The sequence below is a fragment of the Burkholderia sp. L-4 genome (assembly GCF_056856535.1).
In genome coordinates this window covers 993,938-1,011,522 of record NZ_JBXEOX010000003.1, presented here as the reverse complement: position 1 = coordinate 1,011,522, position 17,585 = coordinate 993,938, and the positions used below count along the sequence as shown (strand labels likewise).

The window sequence follows — 17,585 nt, the reverse complement described above, 5'->3', positions numbered from 1 at the left end:
ATGCAAAAACATGCTTTGACTGCAACGATGGCGGCACTGGCCGCCGCGCTGTTCGCCACGGGCTGCACGATGGCGCCGCATTACAAGCGGCCCGATGCGCCCGTCGCGCAGGCGTACCCGGCCGGCGGCGTCTACGCGACGCAGCCGGGTGCGGCCGGCGCGCGCAGCGCGAACGGCCAGGCGGCGACGGCCATCGGCTGGCGCGAATTCTTCGTCGATCCGCGCCTGCAGCGGCTGATCGAGATCGCGCTGAAGAACAACCGCGACCTGCGCGTGTCGGTGCTGAACATCGAGGCGGCGCGCGCGCAGTACCAGATCACGCGCGCGGGCCTGTTCCCGACGCTCGACGGTACGGGTACCGGCAATCGTCAGCGTTTGCCGAATTCGCTGACGGCGGTGCCGGGCCGGAACATCACGACGACCTACAACGTCGGGCTGTCGGCGTCGTGGGAGCTCGACCTGTTCGGCCGCGTGCAGAGCCTGAAGGATCAGGCGCTCGCGCAGTACCTGTCGACGTCGTACGCGCGGCAGGCTTCGGAAATCTCGCTGGTGTCTTCCGTGGCCGACCAGTACCTGACGCTGCTGTCGACCGACGACCTGCTGAAGGTCACGGAGAACACGCTGAAGTCCGCGCAGGCGCAGTACGACCTGACGAAGCTGCAGTTCGACAACGGCACGGGCTCCGAGCTCGAGCTGCGTCAGGCGCAGACGGTGGTCGAGACGGCGCTCGCGAACCAGCAGGCGCAGGCGCGTGCGCGTGCGCAGGCGCTGAACGCACTGGTGCTGCTGATCGGCGAACCGCTGCCGGACGACCTGCCGGCGGGCATGCCGCTGGACGCGCAGAACCTGCTGACGGACGTGCCGGCCGGGCTGCCGTCGGATCTGCTGACGCGTCGTCCGGACGTGATGCAGGCCGAGCAGACGCTGCTGGCCGCGAACGCGAACATCGGCGCGGCACGTGCGGCGTTCTTCCCGCGCATCTCGCTGACGGGCGCATTCGGCACCGGCAGCCCGACGCTCGGCGGCCTGTTCAAGGCCGGCACGGCGGCGTGGTCGTTCGCGCCGCAGATCACGATGCCGATCTTCGAAGGCGGGCAGAACATCGCGAACCTGAACCTGGCGAACGTGCAGAAGCGCATCGAGATCGCGAACTACGAGAAGGCGATCCAGTCGGCATTCCGCGAAGTGGCGGACGGCCTGGCTGCACGCGGCACGTACGACCAGCAGATCGCCGCGCTGGAGCGCAACGAGCACGCGCAGCAGCGTCGCTTCGACCTGTCGGACCTGCGTTACAAGAACGGCGTCGACAGCTACCTGTCGGTGCTGACCGCGCAGACGGACCTGTACTCGGCCCAGCAGACGCTGATCAGCGCACGTCTGGCGCGCTGGACGAACCTGGTCGACCTGTACCGCGCGCTGGGCGGCGGGTGGATCCAGCGGGCCGGCGAAACGCCGCGCGCGCCGGATGCGCCGGTCGATTACGACAAGGCGGCTGCGACGAACGGGTAAGCGCAACGAAGCGCAGGGGCGGGCAGCCGCGCCTGTCGTTTCGAACCGGCGGTATGCGGAAACGAAAACGCCACGGATTTGCGTCCGTGGCCTTTTCATTTGCACGGCCGCCCGCGAAGGGCGTCGCGTTACGTTACGCCTGTGTCGTCCAAAGCGTACGGCCGAAGAAGGTCAGCGTGCGATCCCAGGCCATTTGCGACCACACCGGATCGAACTGCGTGCTGGAGATGCGGCCCGGGCCCACGGCCGTTTCGTTCGCGAACCCGTGGTGCGCGAGATAGCGATGGAACTCGAAGCCGACCTTCGCATCGGTCAGCTTCTTTTCCAATGCGTCGACCTGGTCGATTGTGAAGAATGCGTCCTGCGTGCTCCAGTGGCCCATCAGCGGCACCTTGAGCTTCGCCGGATCGATGTAGTCGAGCGGCGGGAAGCCGTACCACGTCACGCCCGCATCCGCATCGGCGTGTTGCAGCGACAGCAGCGTGAGGGCGCCGCCCATGCAGTAGCCCGTGATCGCGACCCGCGAGGCCAGCGTCTTCAGATACGTGACGGCGCCGGGAATGTCCTGCGACGCGGCATCGCCGAAATCGAGGCCGGTCATCAGGTGGTGCGCTTCTTCTTCCTCGACCGTCGACTTGCCGCGATACAGATCGGGTACCAGCGCGAAGTAACCGCAGCGCGCAAGGCGGTCCGCGACGCCGCGGATCTGGTCGTTCAGCCCCCACCATTCCTGGATGACGACGACGGCAGGCGCGCCTTCGGTCTTTGCGGGCGTCGCGAGATAGCCCTGCAGTTCCTGGCCGTCCGGGCGGCGAAACGTGATCATGGAACCGGATGTTTGTGACATGAAACCGCTCCTTTTCGAAAAATGCGTTGAGCGCGGCATCGGGCCGGCCAGCGGGCGCGGCGACGATCGGGCATGCCGGGCGTCGTGGTGCCGCTCGCGTTCGAGTCGGCCGGCGCCGACCACGCGGCCATTCTATGCGCAAACATCCACTGGCTGCGTGAACGGTGCTGTGCCGCACGTGATCGGTGTCCGGAGCGGGGGGCCGAAAAGCAAACACCCCGCCCCGATGAACGGGCGCGGGGTGTTGCGGGTACCGCGCGCGTACCGGGATACGCGCGCGGGATCGGCTTACTGGCCGAAATAGACCGAGTCGCGGCCTTCCTGCTTGACCGCGATTGCGCGGCCGGCACGCACGCCGGCGGCGGCTTGGGCGCCGTAACCGGCTTCATCGGCGTTCGTCACACGCGCCTGGGCGGTTTGCAGCGCGCGCGGGTAATACTGATCGGAGACTTCGGGCTTGTAGCCGGCCTGTTCGAGCTGCACGAGTTCCGCACGGACCTGGGCGCGCGTCAGCTGGCCCGACGGGTTCGATTGTGCGAATGCGCCGTACGAGGCGGACAGGGCGGTTGCGGCGACGACAGCGGTGATGAACGACTTCATGGTGACCTCCGGTTTCATGGATTTCTCGCTTCGCTCGTTGCGTTCAGCGGTTGATTGCATCGTAGCGATCGCGTTACCGGTCGGAAATACGCGTTCCAGTGATTCATTATTGCAACTGGGTAAACGATCGGCGTGAGTGGCGGTTTCATCCGATGATTGCGGGCGTGACGGGCCGCGGGCATACGCCGATGAGCGCTCCGGATTCGGCCCGACAGGGCTCGATACCGTCAAACCGCCCGTTGCCGCGTGACGCTCAATTACATCGCATTCCGAAATAGTTGACCGGTGCAGTCGCCATCGTCGATGCGTTGTCCTATCACTCCACAGGAACCGCCTGCCGTTTCCGGTACTCGGCCGGCGTAATCCCGACGTGGCGGGTGAACGACCGCCTGAGCGTGTCGACATTCGCGAAGCCGCATTTCGCGGCGACCTGCTTCGGCGTGTCGTGGCCGTTCTCGAGCAACTGGCGGGCCGCCGAGATGCGGGTTGCCTCGACCCACGCGGCCGGCGTCATGCCCACCTCGGCGCGAAACAGCCGCGCGAAGTGGCGGGGGCTCATGCCCGCATGCTTCGCCAGGTCGGCTACCGAATGCGCGAGTTCCGGATTCGCCGCGATCCAGCGTTGTACCTCCTGCAGCACCGAGCGCCCGGTGGGGCGCGCTTCGCCCTTGCGGCTGAACTGGAGCTGCCCGCCAGGGCGCTTGAAGAACATCACCAGTTGCGCGGCGACGCGCCGTGCGATCTCGCGGCCGAGATCTTCCTCGACCAGCGCGAGCGCGAGATCGAGCCCGGCCGTGACGCCGGCGCCCGTGCGCAGCTTGCCGTCGCGCACGTACAGCGCATCGGCATCGACGGCGAGCGACGGATAGGCTTCTGTCAGTGCGTCGGCGGCGGCCCAGTGCGTGGTCAGGCGGCGGCCTTTCAGCAGGCCGGTGGCGGCGAGGATGAACGCGCCGGTGCAGATCGAGCCGTAGCGCTTGCTCTGCACGGCCGCCGATCGCAGCCACGCGAGGACATCGGTGCGCAGCGTGACGCGGCCCGCGCTCGGCGCGCCCGCGACCAGCAGCGTGTCGATGCGCTCCGGGATGTCGGGAACGATCCAGTCGGGCAGCAGTTGCGCACCGGACGAACTGCGGATCGGACCGGATTCGCTCGCGATGATCCGCAATGCATAGAACGGCCTCCCGCATTCGGCATTCGCCTGTGCGAACACGTCGAGCGGTGCGGAGACATCGAGCAGTTGAACGCCCGGGACGGCGAAAATTCCCACGACCTTCGGCATGGTGATCGGATGCGTGCTGTATCTAAGGTGATGCGCAGCAGTATAGAGGGGCCGGTGGCGCATCGAGCGAGGCGGCGGAGCCCTTTTTCGGTGTTTTTTCGGTCACGCGGGCATCACGTCCGTCCATCGCGCGAAATGGCAGGATTTGACGTAACACGTCTATTGAAGACAGCTATCGGGCTTTGGAAAATCGGGAGTGTTTTCAATGGAGGTCAATCATGACTGAGAACGTTGCAGGCATCGCCATCCCCGATAGCCAATTGACGCGCGAGATCACCGAACTCGTTCGCGATACCGCGTCGCCGCTGCTGTTCCATCATTCGAGCCGCGTTTACTATTTCGCGGCGCTGGCGGGCCGGCGCCGCGGGCTCGAGTACGATCCCGAGCTGCTCTACTGCGGCTGCATGTTTCATGACATGGGGCTTACGCACCAGCACAGCAGCGCATGCGAGCGCTTCGAAGTGGACGGCGCCAATGCCGCCCGCGATTTCCTGAAGGGCAAGGGCATCTCGCAGCAGGATATCGACGTTGTGTGGACTTCGATCGCGCTGCACACCACGCCCGGTATTCCGCAGCACATGCATCCGGTGATCGCGCTCGTCACCGCGGGCGTCGAGATGGACGTGCTGGGCCTCACGTATCCGGAATACAGCGACGTCGAGCGCGAGGCCGTCGTTCGCGCGCATCCGCGTACGCCGCACTTCAAGGAAGACATCATTCAGGCGTTCTACGACGGGATCAAGCATAAGCCCGGCACGACGTTCGGCAACGTGAAGGCCGATGTGATCGCGGACAAGGATCCGCATTTCCGCGCCGGCAATTTCTGCAGCGTGATCCGGTCGTCGGCGTGGGCCGGCTGATTGCATCGGGTATCGCGCACGTTCCGCTGCACCGGGCGGAACCGTGCGTGCCGGTGGCAGGGTAGCTGCCTGTGTGAGTAGGGGCGTTGCCCTGCCGGATGTTCCACCGGGACCGGCGTTCTGATGGCGTCCATACTCAGGACGTATCCGACACCCGCTGCGTCGGCATGGGCTCGACATGGTTCGACGACAGCTTCAAGTGGGGCCGTACGGCGATGAGATCTCGCACCGGATGTTCATGAGCGATGGCGAGAAGTGCGGGATCGGGGCGCGAATCCGGAGCGAGGGGGCCGCGGTACGTGTTTCGTCATGGCGGTCGGCGAGTAGCCGGGCCGGGCGCTCCGGTCGACAAATGTACATTGCGGGATGGCAGATGCCGGTTCAGCGGCGCGATTTAATTCAATAAAAGGGTTGTTACGTGACAACCGTAAGACATCTCAGCGGACTTTATATACTGAATAATGGTTTCGCCTCATCGAAGCGAATCTTCGATTCCATCCTCAGACGCTGCTGCCAGGGGCAGGAGGGGGATCCTTGGCCGAGCCCGTCGACCGGCCGACGACAGCAGCTGTGGCTCGTCCTCCCGCAAGTTTCCGGCAAAACGCCTATAATGGCTGGGCAAATTGCCGGAGAGAGGTCATGAGCACCATCGCTTTTCATCCTTCAGGCGTCGCGCATCCGCGCCAGGCCGAATTCACGATTCTCGAGCAGCTGCTGGCGATCCGTGTCCGTTCGGGCGCCGATCTGGCCGAGCTCGCGAGCGCGCGTGTCGACGTATCGGTGATCGACCGGCTGTCCGAGCGCGGGCTGAAATCGGACGAACTGGCCTTCATCATTCCGCGCCGCACGCTGAGCCATCGTCGCCAGGCGCACGAACGTCTGTCGCCGGAGGAATCCGACAAGGCGATCCGCCTCGCGCGCATCGTCGCGCAGGCGACGGCCACGTTCGGCGACCAGGACAAGGCGATGGCGTGGTTGCGCAACGGGTTGCAGCGCTTCGGCGGCCGCACGTCGCTCGACATGGCGAGCACCGAGCACGGTGCTCGCCTCGTCGAGGAAGTCCTCACGCAAATCGACGAGGGGTATTTCGCTTGACGACGTTGTGGCGGATCAGCAATTACGCCGATCTGAAGGGCATCGGCGGGTTGCGGGCCGGCGGGCGCTGGCATTTTGCCGGGCAGCCCGTCGTCTATCTCGCCGAACACCCGGCGCTCGCGCTGCTCGAGACGCTCGTTCATTTCGAAATCGCCACCGTTGCCCAATTGCCGAGCGGATACCAGCTGCTGCGGATCGACGTGCCCGATTCGGTGGATGTCGCCGAAATCGCGGAAGGCGACGCACCGGACGACTGGCAAACGAACGTCGACTGGACCCGCAGCGCCGGCACCGAATGGCTGCATACGCGGCCGAGCGCGCTGCTGCGCGTGCCGAGCGTCGTCGTGCCGCACGCGCACAACTTCCTGTTGAATCCGCTGCATCCGGCCGCATCCGAGATTCGCATCGCGGAAGTCATGCAATCGCCGTACGACACGCGAATCCTGCGCCTGATCCAGTCGAAGTCGGGCGCATAACGAACGGGAAGGAAAAGGGTGCGTTCAGCGTTCGTGCGCAGCGCGATCCGCGGCTGCGTCCGGCGGCAGCGTCTGCCGGATGCGCGTGACCGTTCGCGTGCTGACGAGGCCGAGCATCGCACTGACCTCGGCATGCGTGTGGCCCGCGAGCAACTGCCGGCGCGCATACGTGTTGCGCAGCACGCGCGGGCTCATGTCCGCCGCGTGGAAGCCGATCGCGGTGAGCGCTTCGCGCACCACGAGCAGCAGGAACATGTCGTTCATCGCGCCACCGCCGCGCGGTGCGGGGAACAGCAGCGCCGGTGCCGGCGTATCCGTCGAATACGCGTGCCACGCGGCGAGCGGCGCCAGCGCGAATTCGGCCAGTTCGACCCGGCGCGCCGGCCGCGCGCGATCGCGCGGCACGGACAACGCCGGTGGCTGCGCGTCGAGATCGGGCGCGGCGCGGGGCATCGCACGAATCTCGGCCGAGGTGATACCGCTGGCAAGCAGCAGCGCGACGATCGCGCGATTCCGGCAGTCGGTGGGCGAGTCGTCCGGCCGAGGCTGGACATGGCGCTGCAGCGCCGCGTCGGCGTCGGGCGGCAGGTAGCACGGCTCCGGCTCGCCGGCCGGCCAGGCGAGATCGCGCGTCGTCCGTCCTGCCGGGTGGATCGTCCGCACACCGGTGTCGACCAGATGCCGCCCCAGCCGGTCGATCAGCTTCGCATAGCGCACGCGCGTCGACGTGCCGGGTGCGCAGGTACGGTCGAGTTCCGCCAGGAACGCCGCGACGTGGTCGGGGCCGAACGTGACCAGCGACACGCGCTGTGCGATCAGATGGCGCAGGAACCGCTCGAACATCGCGACGTGCTGCACGACCGAACGCGGCGCGAACGGCCGGCGGCCGGCGCCCGTCGCGGCGGTTTCCTGCCATGCGCGAAACGCGCCGACGGGGTCGTGAATCCAGCGATTCGTGTTCATCCACGATTTATAGCCGGACGCGGTGACGCCGGCAATCGTCCCGATGTCCATCCGTTCGGCGCGACACGCGTCTCGTCGATTCCGTCGGTGTTCATCGTCAGGTAGACGAGCACGAGCGGCAGCGTGATGAAGAAGCGGAACGCGTCCGGTACGCCGTTCCATTGCCTCGACATCCCCATCCCGAACCATTCGCCGCCGACCGACATGAACGCAACCTGTCACGTGAGGAGGCCGAGCGTCAGGCCGGCGATCGCGTGTGCCTTGGCCGTGCGGAACGCCGCTTCGCCGGCGCGGCGCGCGCAGCAACCGGACCGCGCCGATCCGGCACGGCAAGGCCGTCGCCGTTTCCATCGCGATGATGATGCCGATATACCCGAAGCCGGCGCGGCGCCGAGGAGACGCGCGTGCCGGAGCCAGGAGAGAGCGGCGCTTGCCGGTCGAACGGAGGATGTCGTCAAGCGGAGCGCAGCGTGCGCCGCGCTGCCCGTTATCGCCGTTACGCTTCGCGCGAAGGTGCCGGTGGCACGCTTGCCTGCGTCTGTCCGCTCAACCGCGCGAGCGCGGCGAATGCCAGTTGCGTTGCGATGGCCGCGAGCGTGCCAGCCGCCATGCCGTTGCCGAGCACGATCTGGACGGGCGCGCCGAATTGACGATACAGGTTCGGCACCAGGATCGGCGCGAGACCGACCACCAGCGCGGCCGCGAGCGTGTACTGGTTGGCGCGCGCGTGCAGGTCGACGCCGGCGAGCAGCCGGATGCCCATCACGCCGATCATCGCGAACACGACCAGCGCGGTGCCGCCGACGACGGCGGCCGGAATCGCATACGCGAGCCGCGCGAGCGGGGCGAACAGCGCAATGACGATCAGGATTGCGCCGGCGGCGGCCGTCACGTAGCGCGAGCGCACGCCGGTCGTCTGTACGACGCCGATGTTCTCGGCACTGGTCACGATCAGCGGCGTGCCGAACAGCGCGCCGGCCAGCGACGCCAGTGCATCGCCGCGTATCGTCTTCGGCACGTCGCGCGTCATCGAGACCGCCTTGCCGCACGTCTCGCCGACGGCAACGGTCTGCGCGGTGGCCTCGGCCATCGAGATCGCGGTGAAGATCAGCAGCGGCAGCGCGGCCAGCACGTCGAAGCGCGGCATCCCGAACGGCAGCCACACCGGATGCGTGAACCACGGGCCGTGCCATACGCCGGCGAGCGCCGGCATCGCGTCGAGCGCCCAGCCGAGCGTCGCGCCGGCCATCAACCCGATCAGTACCGCGAGGCGCCCGAGCGTGCCGCGAAACGCACCGGCGACGGCGACGGTGGCGACGATCGTCGCAAGCGCGAGACCGAGCGCGCGCGGTTGCGCGAAGTCGGCCGAGCCGGGCTGGCCGACGACGATCGCCGCGTAGATCCGGATCAGGTTGATCGACACGAGCAACAGCATCGCGCCGACGACGACGCGTGGAAAGAGCCGCAGGCAGCGCGTGAACACGGGCAGCAGCACCCAGTAGAACGCGCTGGCGAGCAGCGCCGCGCCAGCGGCGGTCGGCAGGCCCGACTGCGCGGCGATGCCCGCGAACAGCATCGTCGGTGCGCCGCCGGGCACCATTACGAACGGCATGCGTGCGCCGATCGGGCCGGCACCGAGCGATTGCACCAGCGTGCCGACGCCGCACGCGAAGAACGTCGCGCCGATCAGCTGGACCGTCAGGTCGGCCGGCAGCGCCAGGACTTTCGCGATGAGGAAGACGGCCGTGATCGGCGACGCGGCCATCGACAGCACGTGCTGCAGCCCGAACAGCGCGAGCTGCCACGCGGGCAACCGTGCATCGACGGGCGGTGAGATCGGATCGTGCGACACGGCAGGCCCCTCGGAAGCGAACGGCGACGATGGCAGGAATGCAACGGCGAACGACGCGTCAGGTCCGCAGCCAGGGCAGTTGCGCGGCGCTGTAGCGGAACGTCTGGAACACGCTGTTCAGCTGGCCGGGGCCGGTCTTGCGCGCGGCCTCGTCCGGGTATTCGGCGAACCACGGGATCACGTATTCCCACACGACTTCGCCGGCCGGCGTCACTTCGAACAGCCGGCCCGTCGACGATTCGGTGATGTGCGTGTTGCCGTTCGGCAAGCGCTGCGCGTTGCCCATGAACGGCGTGTAGAACAGGTTCACGACGTCGTCCGTGTACGACCAGACGACGCGTTGCGTCGCGGGATCGATCTCGACGACGCGCGAGAACACGACGTGCGCGCCGTGGCGGAAATTGCCGTTGTCGAACGCGAGGATGTTGCCGTTCGCGAGCGGCACGGGCGCATGCTGGTGCGACACGACGTCCGGCCCGACGTGCAGGTCGACGCGACCGGTTGCGCGGTTTACGCCGATGATCCCCGACGTCGTGCGCAGGCTCATCAGCACGCGCCCGTTCGCGTCGACCGCGAGACCGTTGACGAGCGGCCAGTGATAGCGGCCGAACCCGGCCGCGATCGGAAAATCCTCGGGTCGCAGGTGCTCGCGCGCGTGCCATTCCCACACGATCTGTCCGGCCCGGTTCACTTCGCGGATCACGTCCGCGTACATCACGTCGTCGTCGCCGTGCGGCGTACCGCCCGGCACGCGCCGCGCGAACGCGGCGTCGACCGGTTCGCACGCGGCGTAGAGGAGGTTGCCGTTCGGCAGCCACTGCGCATCGTGGTGATGCGCGGGATCCTCGTAGCGCCACACCGTTTCGCCTTGCGGCGTGACCTCGTAGAAGTCGCCGCCATGCCACATCGACCACGGCGCGTAGCGGGATTCGGATTGCGGGTGATTGCCGTTGTAGCCGAGGTTGCCGTTCGCGAGGATGACCGCGTGACGGCCGGGGCGCACGGGCATTTTCCACTGATGGGCGACCTCGCCGTCGATGCCGACGAGATAGACGTTGCCGTCCGCCGTTTGCGGCGCGATGAGCGTGTAGCCGCCCGCGGACAGGGCGGGATCGTGGGCGATGAGGCCGACGCCGCGGCGCCGCTGGGTAATCTGGTCGACGGTCGTCATTGCGGTCTCCATTCGAGTCGAACACGGGAATGCAGCGCAATCTAGACGATCCGGAGAGTCAGTGAAACTGGATTATTCTTGACGGCGTGTTCGGAAAAATCTAACGGTCCATTCATGCGTTCGATATCGCAGACATTCCGCTGTTTCGACGAGGTCGCCCGGCGCGGCTCGATTCGCAAGGCAGCCGACGCGCTGCACCTGACCGCCGCGGCCGTGCACCAGCAGATCCGCAATCTCGAGGAGCAGGTCGGCGTGCCGCTGTTCGACCGGCTGCCGCGCGGCATGCAGCTGACGCTCGCCGGCGAGATCGTGATCGCCGCCGTGCGGCGCGGCCAGCGCGACTTCGACAACGCGCTGACGCAGGTCGAGGATTTGCGCGCACTGCGGCGCGGGCACGTGAACCTGGCCGTGCCCGCATCGACGGCCGAGAAGCTCGTGCCCGACGCGATCCTGGCCGCGATGCAGCGCTATCCCGGCGTCACGTACAGCGTGCGCTCGGGAAACGGCGAGAGCATCGTGCGCTGGGTCGAGACGGGCGAGGCCGACATCGGCTATGCGCTGCGCCGGCGCACGGCGGCGAGCGTCGTCGAGGTGCGCGCGTTCGCGCAGCCGCTGGGTGTCGTCACGGCACCTGGCCATCCGCTGGCGTTGTCCGGCGGCAAGGTGCGAATGCGCGACTGCTTCGCCCATCCGCTGCTCCTGATGACACCCGACACGGAGCTGCGCGCGATGTTCGACCAGATCGATGCGCGACAGCCGCGCAACGCGCGACCGCTGGTCGAGACGGGTTCGGTGTCGATGGTGCGGCGACTCGCGGCCGAAGGGGCCGGCATCGGCTTCCTGATCGCGGAGAACGTCGCGGACGACGTCGCGGCCGGCCGGCTCGCGTGGACGCCGCTCGCCGATGCGGGCGCGCGTTCGTTCAGCTGCATCTACCAGCGCGCGGACATGAGCGCGACTGTCGCGATGACGATGTTTCTCGAGTTTTTCTCGGAAGCGATCGAAGCGATGGGGCACGGTTTCGCGCGTGATGGCCGCGTGGCCGGCAAGCGTCGCCGGACGGCAACGTAACGAAGCCGCGTCGCGACGCAGTGCAGCAAATGGCCGGCAAGCCGGTTCGGTGGCGTTGTACGTGCAACGATCGGCCGCATTGCGTCATTTCCTTGTTGCGGAAAGAAAATTGTTCATGGGACTATCGAACGCGTTGCCCGCGCACCGAGGGGGGCGCAGGCAGCGTGATGCCCATCGCAACGCTCTAAAAGAACATCGACGAACAATGAACAGAACAGCGATTTTTCCGTATGCCTCTGTATTGCTCGCGGCCGCGCTGCTGACCGCATGCGGCGGCGATGTCGAGAACGACGCGGGTCACGCGACGACACCTTCAGCCGACACCAGCTGCCTCGCGGTCGACAACAGCGGTGCGACGGTCGTGGTCGGGTCGAACCAGCCGGGCGATCCGTCGCTGCCGGAAGCGTCGTCGGGTTATCGCACCGGGATGAAACCGGTCTACGCGAAGACCTACCTCGTGGCCACGTCGAACGCGTACGCGAGCGCGGCCGGCTGCGCGGTGCTGAAGAAGGGCGGCACGGCCGCCGATGCGGCGGTCGCCGTGCAGGCCGTGCTCGGCCTGACGGTGCCCGAGGCGACGGGCCTTGGGTCGGGCGGCGTGCTGCTCTACTACGATGCCCGCGGCAAGACGCTGCAGGCCTACGACGGCCGCGAAACCGCGCCGGCCGCCGCGACGGAAAACTACCTGCGTTACGTCGACGACGCGACCGACCATTCCGCGCCGCAGCCGAACGCGCGCGCGAGCGGCCGCTCGATCGGCACGATCGGCGTGCCGCGGCTCATCGAGGCGCTGCAACAGGATCACGGCCGCCTGCCGTGGCAGAACCTGTTCGGCGATGCGATCACGCTCGCGACCAACGGCTTTCCGATCGGCGGCCGGCTCGCCGACGCGATCGCGGCGAACGCCACGAACCTGAAGCGCGATCCCGAGGCCGCCGCGTACTTCCTGAACGCCGACGGTTCGCCGAAGACGCTCGGCACGGTCCTGAAGAACCCCGCGTACGCGCGCACGCTGGCGCTGATGGCGCAGTCGGGTGCGAATGCGCTGTACACCGGGCAGATCGCACAGGACATCGTCGCGAAGATCGCGGTGACGAAGGGTGCGGACGGCTCGACGCTCACGCCGGGCAAGACGACCGTCGCGGATCTGGCCGCCTATCAGGCGAAGCGTCGCGTACCGGTGTGCACGACCTATCGCAGCTACTGGGTGTGCGGGATGCCGCCGCCGTCGTCGGGCGGCATCGCGGTCGCGTCGGCGCTCGGCATTCTCGAGAACTTCGACCTGAAGTCGCTGAAGCCGACCGCGATCGATCTCGAAGGCGGCAAGCCGACCGTCGCGGGCGTGCATCTCGTCACCGAGGCCGAGCGGCTCGCGTATGCCGACCGCGACAAGTACGTGGCCGATACGGATTTCGTGCCGCTGCCCGGCGGCACGTGGGACACGTTGCTGAACAAGCCGTACCTGAAGTCGCGCGCGGCGCTGATCGACACGACCAAGAGCATGGGGACCGCCCAGCCGGGCAATCTCGGTGCGGTGCCGCTCGGTGTCGACACGACGCTGATCGAGCACGGCACGAACCAGTTCACGATCGTCGACGGCGACGGCAACGTGCTGAGCGCGACGACGACGGTCGAGTCGAGCATGGGCTCGTTCCACATGACCAACGGCTTCCTGCTGAACAACCAGCTGACCGACTTCTCCGCGAACCCGGTCGACACGTCCGGCAATCCGGTGGCCAACCGGCTGCAGCCGGGCAAGCGGCCGCGCAGCTCGATGGCGCCGACGATCGTGTTCGGGCAGGCCGCCGACGGCTCGCGCGGCGATTTCGTGATGGCGACCGGTTCGCCGGGCGGCGGCACGATTCCGCAATACGTGGTCAAGACGCTCGTCGGCGCGCTCGACTGGGGGCTCGACGCGCAGCAGTCCGCGGGGCTCGTCGATTTCGGCGCGAGCAACAGCCCGACGACCACGATCGGCGGCGAGCATCCGAACGTCAACACGGCGAACAACGGTGCGAACGATCCGCTGATCACGGGGTTGCTCGCGCTCGGGCACAAGGTGTCGACGTCGGCGCAGGCGAGCGGCGTCAATACGGTGATGCGCGTGACGGTCGGCCAGTCGCCGGCGTTGCAGGGCGGTACCGATCCGCGTCGCGAAGGCGTCGTGCTCGGCGATACGTTTCGGCCGTAACTGGGTGAGTGCGTACGGCCCCGGTCCGCCGACGGGCGGTCAGGGCCGTTTTTCATGGCGAGGCCGCATGGATGGCCGGGCAATGCACATCGTTCGGAATGCTGATGAAATAGGCTGGCCGCTTCACCAGCCGGGTGGGCCGATGCGTGGCGATCGGGCGAATCACCCAGGCGGAGCGCCGCTCCCGTTCGCCGACGAATAGGGTGTCCATCCCGCCGCGAGCCCTCGATTGTCAAACAGTGTGAGTCAATCGTCAGCATTTGCAACCGAAGTAACAGTCCCCGCAATTCAATCGTTTTGCGCGCCGGCGCCGCTACATTAGCCCCACCTGCCGCACTTCGCGGTGAGGCATGCGACAAGCCGCACGAAGGCGGCCCGCAGCAACAACGTCTTTGGGGAGAATGACCATGAACAAGATTCGTACGATCCTGCTGGGTGCCGCTCTGACGGCGATGGCGACGTCGGCTGCATTCGCACAGACGGCCCAAACCGGCGCACAGGGTTCTGCTGGCGTCGGCGCACAGGTCCAGACGCCGCTGCTCGGCGGCGGCGTGGGCGTGCAGGCCGGCGCCGGCGCGAATGCGGCGGGCTCGGGTTCGGGCGCAGGCAATGTGGTTGGCGGCGCGCTGAACGGCGTCGGCAAGACGGTCGGCGGCGTCGGCTCGGCAGCCGGCAATGCGGTCGGCGGCGCGACGCAGGCGGTCGGTTCCGCAGCCGGTACGGCGAAGGATGCGGCGGCATCGGCCGTCCACTCGACGAAGTCGCACGTGAAGCACGTCGCCGGTTCGGTGAAGAGCCATGCGCAAGGCGCGATGTCGACGGCAGGCGACGTCGCGGGTGGCGCGAAGGCGAAGGCCGGCGAGGCGCTCGAAGGCACGGCTAACGCAGTGCAAGGCGGCGCATCGGTCGGCGTGAAGGGTTCGGCGTCGGCGCAAGGCGGCGCGCTGTAAGCAGCACGCGTTCCGTCAAGGCCCGGCCCGCTTCGATGCGGGCCGGGCTTTTTTTATTGGCGCGCGCGGCCCCTGCCCATTGCCGGCCCGCCATGCTTAAATAGCGAGGCTCCCGGTTGCGGGGCCGCCGCGACGGCGGTGCCGGTCGACCAGGGCAAGCATGTCCGATCGACATCGTGACGACAGACGACACCAAAACGCCGCGTCGGCCAGCCCGGCGCGGTCCGATAACATTCCGAGGCATCACGTCATGACCATCCTGTTCCGTCTTCTCGCGCTTGCCTGCGCGCTCTGGCTGGCCGCCTGCGCGGCGCCGCCCCCGCCGTCCGCCAGCGCCGCCGCGTCCCCCGCCGCACCGGACGCCGGCGAACGCCGCGGGCTCGGCACCGCGTGGGGCGAGTCGGTGCGATCCGAAACCCGCCAGGTCGAATTCGAACGCGCGGATCCGGCCAAGCCGACGGATCTCGCGTCGGTCTACTACAACGATGCGCTGCCCGGCCATCCGCCGGCCTCGCAGGTTCGCCGGCTGCCGACCCGCGTCGCGCTCGCCAATGGCGACATCGCGCTGTCGTTCATCGACGAAAAGGGCGCGCCGCTGCGGCTCGCGCGCAACAACGGCCGCTGGCACATGGCGGGCGTCGAGGGTTCGCGCTACATCATCGTGCTGCGCAACCAGGGGCGCCGCACGTTCGAAGTCGTGTCGACGGTCGACGGCCTCGACGTGCTGTCGGGCCGGCCGGGCAGCTATACGAACGGCGGCTACGTGCTGTATCCGGGCCGCACGCTGACGATCGAGGGTTTTCGCAAGAGCCGCGACGAAGTCGCCGCGTTCCGCTTTGCCGCCGTGCCCGACAGCTACGTCGCGAACTCGAAGTACGGCGATGCCGCGAACGTCGGCGTGATCGGCGTTGCGCTGTTCGCGCAGAAAGACGACGACGAGGAAGCGCTGCGCCGCAACGCGAATCCGTTCCCCGGCAACGACAACCGCTTTGCGCCGCCGCCCGTTCCGCGCGGCGAGTAACGGCATGTAGTCGGGCGCCCGCATGCGTCGCGACGCACGCGGGGCGATCCAGCGCGTTTTCCCGCTGCCCGTTCAACGCCGTTGCCGTTTCGTATCTCCCGAAACACGATCCAAGGCGCAATCGCCCCTATCGGACGATTGCGCGGCCATCGTTTCGTGAGCGGGCCGTTCTGCGGCGGCGCGGTTTCGCCGTCGCTCGCTCGTGCTGCGGCACAATGTCGGTTCGCACCGGTATCGCGTGCTTCCCGGCCATCCGGACCGACGGATAACGTCTTGTCGTTACCCGCTTTCAGGTACCATCCCGACCCGCTTGCAACGGGCCGCATGATCCGGTCCGGCACGCGCCTTACGTCACGCGGCAGGCCCGGCGGCTGGCGGGACGACGATTGACGGCACGGGCCCGTGCGAGCGGCGTCGCCCTTCGCCATGAAACAGAGGAACCTTCGTGAAGTTCATCCACGCGGCAGACATTCACCTTGACAGCCCGTTGCACGGCCTGAGCGCGTACCCCGACGCGCCGGCCGCGCAGTTGCGCAACGCGTCGCGCGAGGCGCTGCGGCAACTCGTGGATCGTGCGATCGAAGAGGACGTCGCGTTCCTCGTGATCGCGGGCGACCTGTACGACGGCGACTGGAAGGATCACAACACGGGCATCTTCTTCGGCCAGCAGATGGGGCGCCTGCGCAAGGCCGGCATCCGCGCGTTCGTGCTCGGCGGCAACCACGATGCCGAAAGCGAGATGACGAAGAAGCTGACGCTGCCCGACAACGTCACCGTGTTCGGCCACCGCAAGCCGGAAACCGTCAAGCTGCCCGAATTCGACGTCGCGCTGCACGGGCAGAGCTTCAAGGACAAGGCCGTCGTCGACAATCTCGCGCTCGGCTATCCGGATCCGGTACCCGGCTACTACAACATCGGCGTGTTGCACACGGCGCTGGAAGGGTATGCCGCGCACGCGAACTACGCGCCGTGCACGCTGGCCGAACTGCACGCGAAGGGCTACGACTACTGGGCGCTCGGCCACGTGCACGAGTTCCAGCAATGGACGGGGCCGTCCACCGTCGTGTTTCCCGGCAACCTCCAGGGGCGCCACATCCGCGAGACGGGCCGGCGCGGCGCGGTGCTCGTGACGGTTGAGCAAGGCCGCACGCAGGTCGAGCGCCTGTATCTGGACGTGCTGCGCTGGGAAGCCGTGTCGGTCGACGCGTCCGATTGCCTGTCGGTCGCCGATTTGTCGAGAAAGATCGGCCAGTCGCTGGAGGCGCTGCTGACCGTCGACGGCCACGTGCCGCGCGCGGTGCGCGTGACGGTCACGGGGCGCACGCCCGCGCACGGCCTCTTTTTCGGCCGCGCGCCGCAGTTGCGCGCGGAGGTGCTCAACCAGATCGGCATCATCGGCAACGAGCGGCTGTGGCTCGAGAAGGTCCGGCTCGCGACGTCCGCCGCCGATCACCAGCCTGGCGAAAGCGAGCAGCTCGAAGCGCTGGAGGATCTGAAGCAGATCCTCGCCGATGCCGCGCACGATCCGGATTTCCTCGTGCTGCTCGAACGCGACCTGAAGCCGTTCGTCGGCAAGGTACGCAGCGACGTGAAGGAGGAGGTGCCGTTGCTGACGATGGCGCGCGCCGGTGAACTGACGGCGCTGGTCGAGCAGGTCGGGCCCGCGTTGCTCGCGCGGCTGGCGAGGGGGGAGTAAG

At 67.6% G+C, this 17,585-nt stretch carries 16 protein-coding genes and 1 pseudogene; 9 read left to right on the top strand and 8 right to left on the bottom strand.

All coding sequences use genetic code 11. The features are described from left to right. A complete protein-coding gene (locus AC1VVG_RS35035; RefSeq protein ID WP_482837634.1) occupies positions 1-1,509 on the top strand; it encodes an efflux transporter outer membrane subunit in 1,509 nt (502 codons plus the stop codon). 133 nt (positions 1,510-1,642) lie between these two features. Here AC1VVG_RS35035 and AC1VVG_RS35030 read toward each other — a convergent pair whose 3' ends face one another. From AC1VVG_RS35030 to AC1VVG_RS35020, 3 genes are all read right to left on the bottom strand, one after another. Next, positions 1,643-2,356 carry a dienelactone hydrolase family protein gene (locus AC1VVG_RS35030; RefSeq protein WP_034191110.1) on the bottom strand — a complete coding sequence of 238 codons (714 nt, stop codon included), beginning with the start codon at positions 2,354-2,356 and terminating at the stop codon, positions 1,643-1,645. A gap of 288 nt (positions 2,357-2,644) precedes the next feature. Further along, entirely contained in the window at positions 2,645-2,956 is a 312-nt protein-coding gene (locus tag AC1VVG_RS35025; RefSeq protein WP_034191126.1) for a DUF4148 domain-containing protein, read from the bottom strand. A gap of 316 nt (positions 2,957-3,272) precedes the next feature. Then, positions 3,273-4,238, bottom strand: coding sequence for a GlxA family transcriptional regulator (locus AC1VVG_RS35020; RefSeq protein ID WP_034191111.1), 966 nt, complete (start codon positions 4,236-4,238; stop codon positions 3,273-3,275). A 218-nt stretch (positions 4,239-4,456) separates the two neighbouring features. On the opposite strand from AC1VVG_RS35020, the gene AC1VVG_RS35015 reads away from it, so the two are divergent. The 3 genes from AC1VVG_RS35015 to AC1VVG_RS35005 all read left to right on the top strand — a co-directional run bounded on the left by AC1VVG_RS35015 (position 4,457) and on the right by AC1VVG_RS35005 (position 6,669). Further along, positions 4,457-5,098: an HD domain-containing protein gene (locus tag AC1VVG_RS35015; protein ID WP_049035935.1), complete on the top strand. Its 642-nt coding sequence runs from the start codon at positions 4,457-4,459 to the stop codon at positions 5,096-5,098. A gap of 639 nt (positions 5,099-5,737) precedes the next feature. After that, the gene (gene parS, locus AC1VVG_RS35010) at positions 5,738-6,193 is read left to right on the top strand and encodes a type II RES/Xre toxin-antitoxin system antitoxin (protein WP_031403156.1); all 456 of its coding nucleotides are present in this window, start codon (positions 5,738-5,740) and stop codon (positions 6,191-6,193) included. Next, the gene (locus AC1VVG_RS35005) at positions 6,190-6,669 is read left to right on the top strand and encodes an RES family NAD+ phosphorylase (RefSeq protein ID WP_124671307.1); all 480 of its coding nucleotides are present in this window, start codon (positions 6,190-6,192) and stop codon (positions 6,667-6,669) included. The genes parS and AC1VVG_RS35005 overlap by 4 nt, the downstream gene beginning before the upstream one ends. A 24-nt stretch (positions 6,670-6,693) precedes the next feature. Here AC1VVG_RS35005 and AC1VVG_RS35000 read toward each other — a convergent pair whose 3' ends face one another. The 4 genes and pseudogenes from AC1VVG_RS35000 to AC1VVG_RS34985 form a co-directional block, all read right to left on the bottom strand. Further along, positions 6,694-7,632 carry a tyrosine-type recombinase/integrase gene (locus tag AC1VVG_RS35000; protein WP_482837633.1) on the bottom strand — a complete coding sequence of 313 codons (939 nt, stop codon included), beginning with the start codon at positions 7,630-7,632 and terminating at the stop codon, positions 6,694-6,696. After that, a pseudogene (locus tag AC1VVG_RS34995) lies at positions 7,629-8,007 on the bottom strand (DUF2165 family protein); the annotation flags it as partial. The gene AC1VVG_RS35000 and the pseudogene AC1VVG_RS34995, both read right to left, overlap by 4 nt. Positions 8,008-8,128: 121 nt before the next feature. Beyond that, entirely contained in the window at positions 8,129-9,484 is a 1,356-nt protein-coding gene (locus AC1VVG_RS34990) for a uracil-xanthine permease family protein (protein WP_059557376.1), read from the bottom strand. 58 nt (positions 9,485-9,542) lie between these two features. Beyond that, complete coding sequence (locus AC1VVG_RS34985) at positions 9,543-10,667, bottom strand: aryl-sulfate sulfotransferase (protein WP_059557378.1); 1,125 nt, start codon at positions 10,665-10,667, stop codon at positions 9,543-9,545. A gap of 102 nt (positions 10,668-10,769) precedes the next feature. Between AC1VVG_RS34985 and AC1VVG_RS34980 the strand changes: the two genes are divergently transcribed. Then, positions 10,770-11,726, top strand: coding sequence for a LysR family transcriptional regulator (locus AC1VVG_RS34980; protein WP_482837632.1), 957 nt, complete (start codon positions 10,770-10,772; stop codon positions 11,724-11,726). A gap of 205 nt (positions 11,727-11,931) precedes the next feature. Beyond that, the gene (locus AC1VVG_RS34975; RefSeq protein ID WP_034191118.1) at positions 11,932-13,917 is read left to right on the top strand and encodes a gamma-glutamyltransferase family protein; all 1,986 of its coding nucleotides are present in this window, start codon (positions 11,932-11,934) and stop codon (positions 13,915-13,917) included. A gap of 52 nt (positions 13,918-13,969) precedes the next feature. On the opposite strand, the gene AC1VVG_RS34970 is transcribed toward AC1VVG_RS34975, so the two are convergent. After that, positions 13,970-14,128, bottom strand: coding sequence for a hypothetical protein (locus AC1VVG_RS34970; protein WP_175029183.1), 159 nt, complete (start codon positions 14,126-14,128; stop codon positions 13,970-13,972). 196 nt (positions 14,129-14,324) lie between these two features. On the opposite strand from AC1VVG_RS34970, the gene AC1VVG_RS34965 reads away from it, so the two are divergent. The 3 genes from AC1VVG_RS34965 (at position 14,325) to AC1VVG_RS34955 (ending at position 17,584) form a co-directional block, all read left to right on the top strand. Continuing rightward, positions 14,325-14,867, top strand: a complete 543-nt coding sequence (locus tag AC1VVG_RS34965) for a hypothetical protein (protein WP_034191119.1) — start codon at positions 14,325-14,327, stop codon at positions 14,865-14,867. Positions 14,868-15,117: 250 nt separating this feature from the next. Continuing rightward, positions 15,118-15,888 (top strand): hypothetical protein, encoded by a 771-nt coding sequence (locus AC1VVG_RS34960; protein WP_069704956.1) that lies wholly within the window; start codon positions 15,118-15,120, stop codon positions 15,886-15,888. Positions 15,889-16,333: 445 nt separating this feature from the next. Continuing rightward, positions 16,334-17,584, top strand: a complete 1,251-nt coding sequence (locus AC1VVG_RS34955; protein WP_482837631.1) for a metallophosphoesterase family protein — start codon at positions 16,334-16,336, stop codon at positions 17,582-17,584. Position 17,585 lies beyond the last annotated feature (1 nt).

What these genes read in the sequence shown, in the direction of transcription:
- AC1VVG_RS35015 (WP_049035935.1), top strand. Translation starts at nt 4,457, where the DNA reads ATGACTGAGAACGTTGCAGGCATCGCCATCCCCGATAGCCAATTGACG.
- AC1VVG_RS34960 (WP_069704956.1), top strand. Translation starts at nt 15,118, where the DNA reads ATGACCATCCTGTTCCGTCTTCTCGCGCTTGCCTGCGCGCTCTGGCTG.
- AC1VVG_RS34980 (WP_482837632.1), top strand. Translation starts at nt 10,770, where the DNA reads ATGCGTTCGATATCGCAGACATTCCGCTGTTTCGACGAGGTCGCCCGG.
- AC1VVG_RS34985 (WP_059557378.1), bottom strand. Translation starts at nt 10,667, where the DNA reads ATGGAGACCGCAATGACGACCGTCGACCAGATTACCCAGCGGCGCCGC.
- AC1VVG_RS35035 (WP_482837634.1), top strand. Translation starts at nt 1, where the DNA reads ATGCAAAAACATGCTTTGACTGCAACGATGGCGGCACTGGCCGCCGCG.
- AC1VVG_RS34965 (WP_034191119.1), top strand. Translation starts at nt 14,325, where the DNA reads ATGAACAAGATTCGTACGATCCTGCTGGGTGCCGCTCTGACGGCGATG.
- AC1VVG_RS35025 (WP_034191126.1), bottom strand. Translation starts at nt 2,956, where the DNA reads ATGAAGTCGTTCATCACCGCTGTCGTCGCCGCAACCGCCCTGTCCGCC.
- AC1VVG_RS34970 (WP_175029183.1), bottom strand. Translation starts at nt 14,128, where the DNA reads ATGGACACCCTATTCGTCGGCGAACGGGAGCGGCGCTCCGCCTGGGTG.
- AC1VVG_RS35020 (WP_034191111.1), bottom strand. Translation starts at nt 4,238, where the DNA reads ATGCCGAAGGTCGTGGGAATTTTCGCCGTCCCGGGCGTTCAACTGCTC.
- AC1VVG_RS35030 (WP_034191110.1), bottom strand. Translation starts at nt 2,356, where the DNA reads ATGTCACAAACATCCGGTTCCATGATCACGTTTCGCCGCCCGGACGGC.
- AC1VVG_RS35000 (WP_482837633.1), bottom strand. Translation starts at nt 7,632, where the DNA reads ATGAACACGAATCGCTGGATTCACGACCCCGTCGGCGCGTTTCGCGCA.
- parS (WP_031403156.1), top strand. Translation starts at nt 5,738, where the DNA reads ATGAGCACCATCGCTTTTCATCCTTCAGGCGTCGCGCATCCGCGCCAG.
- AC1VVG_RS34975 (WP_034191118.1), top strand. Translation starts at nt 11,932, where the DNA reads ATGAACAGAACAGCGATTTTTCCGTATGCCTCTGTATTGCTCGCGGCC.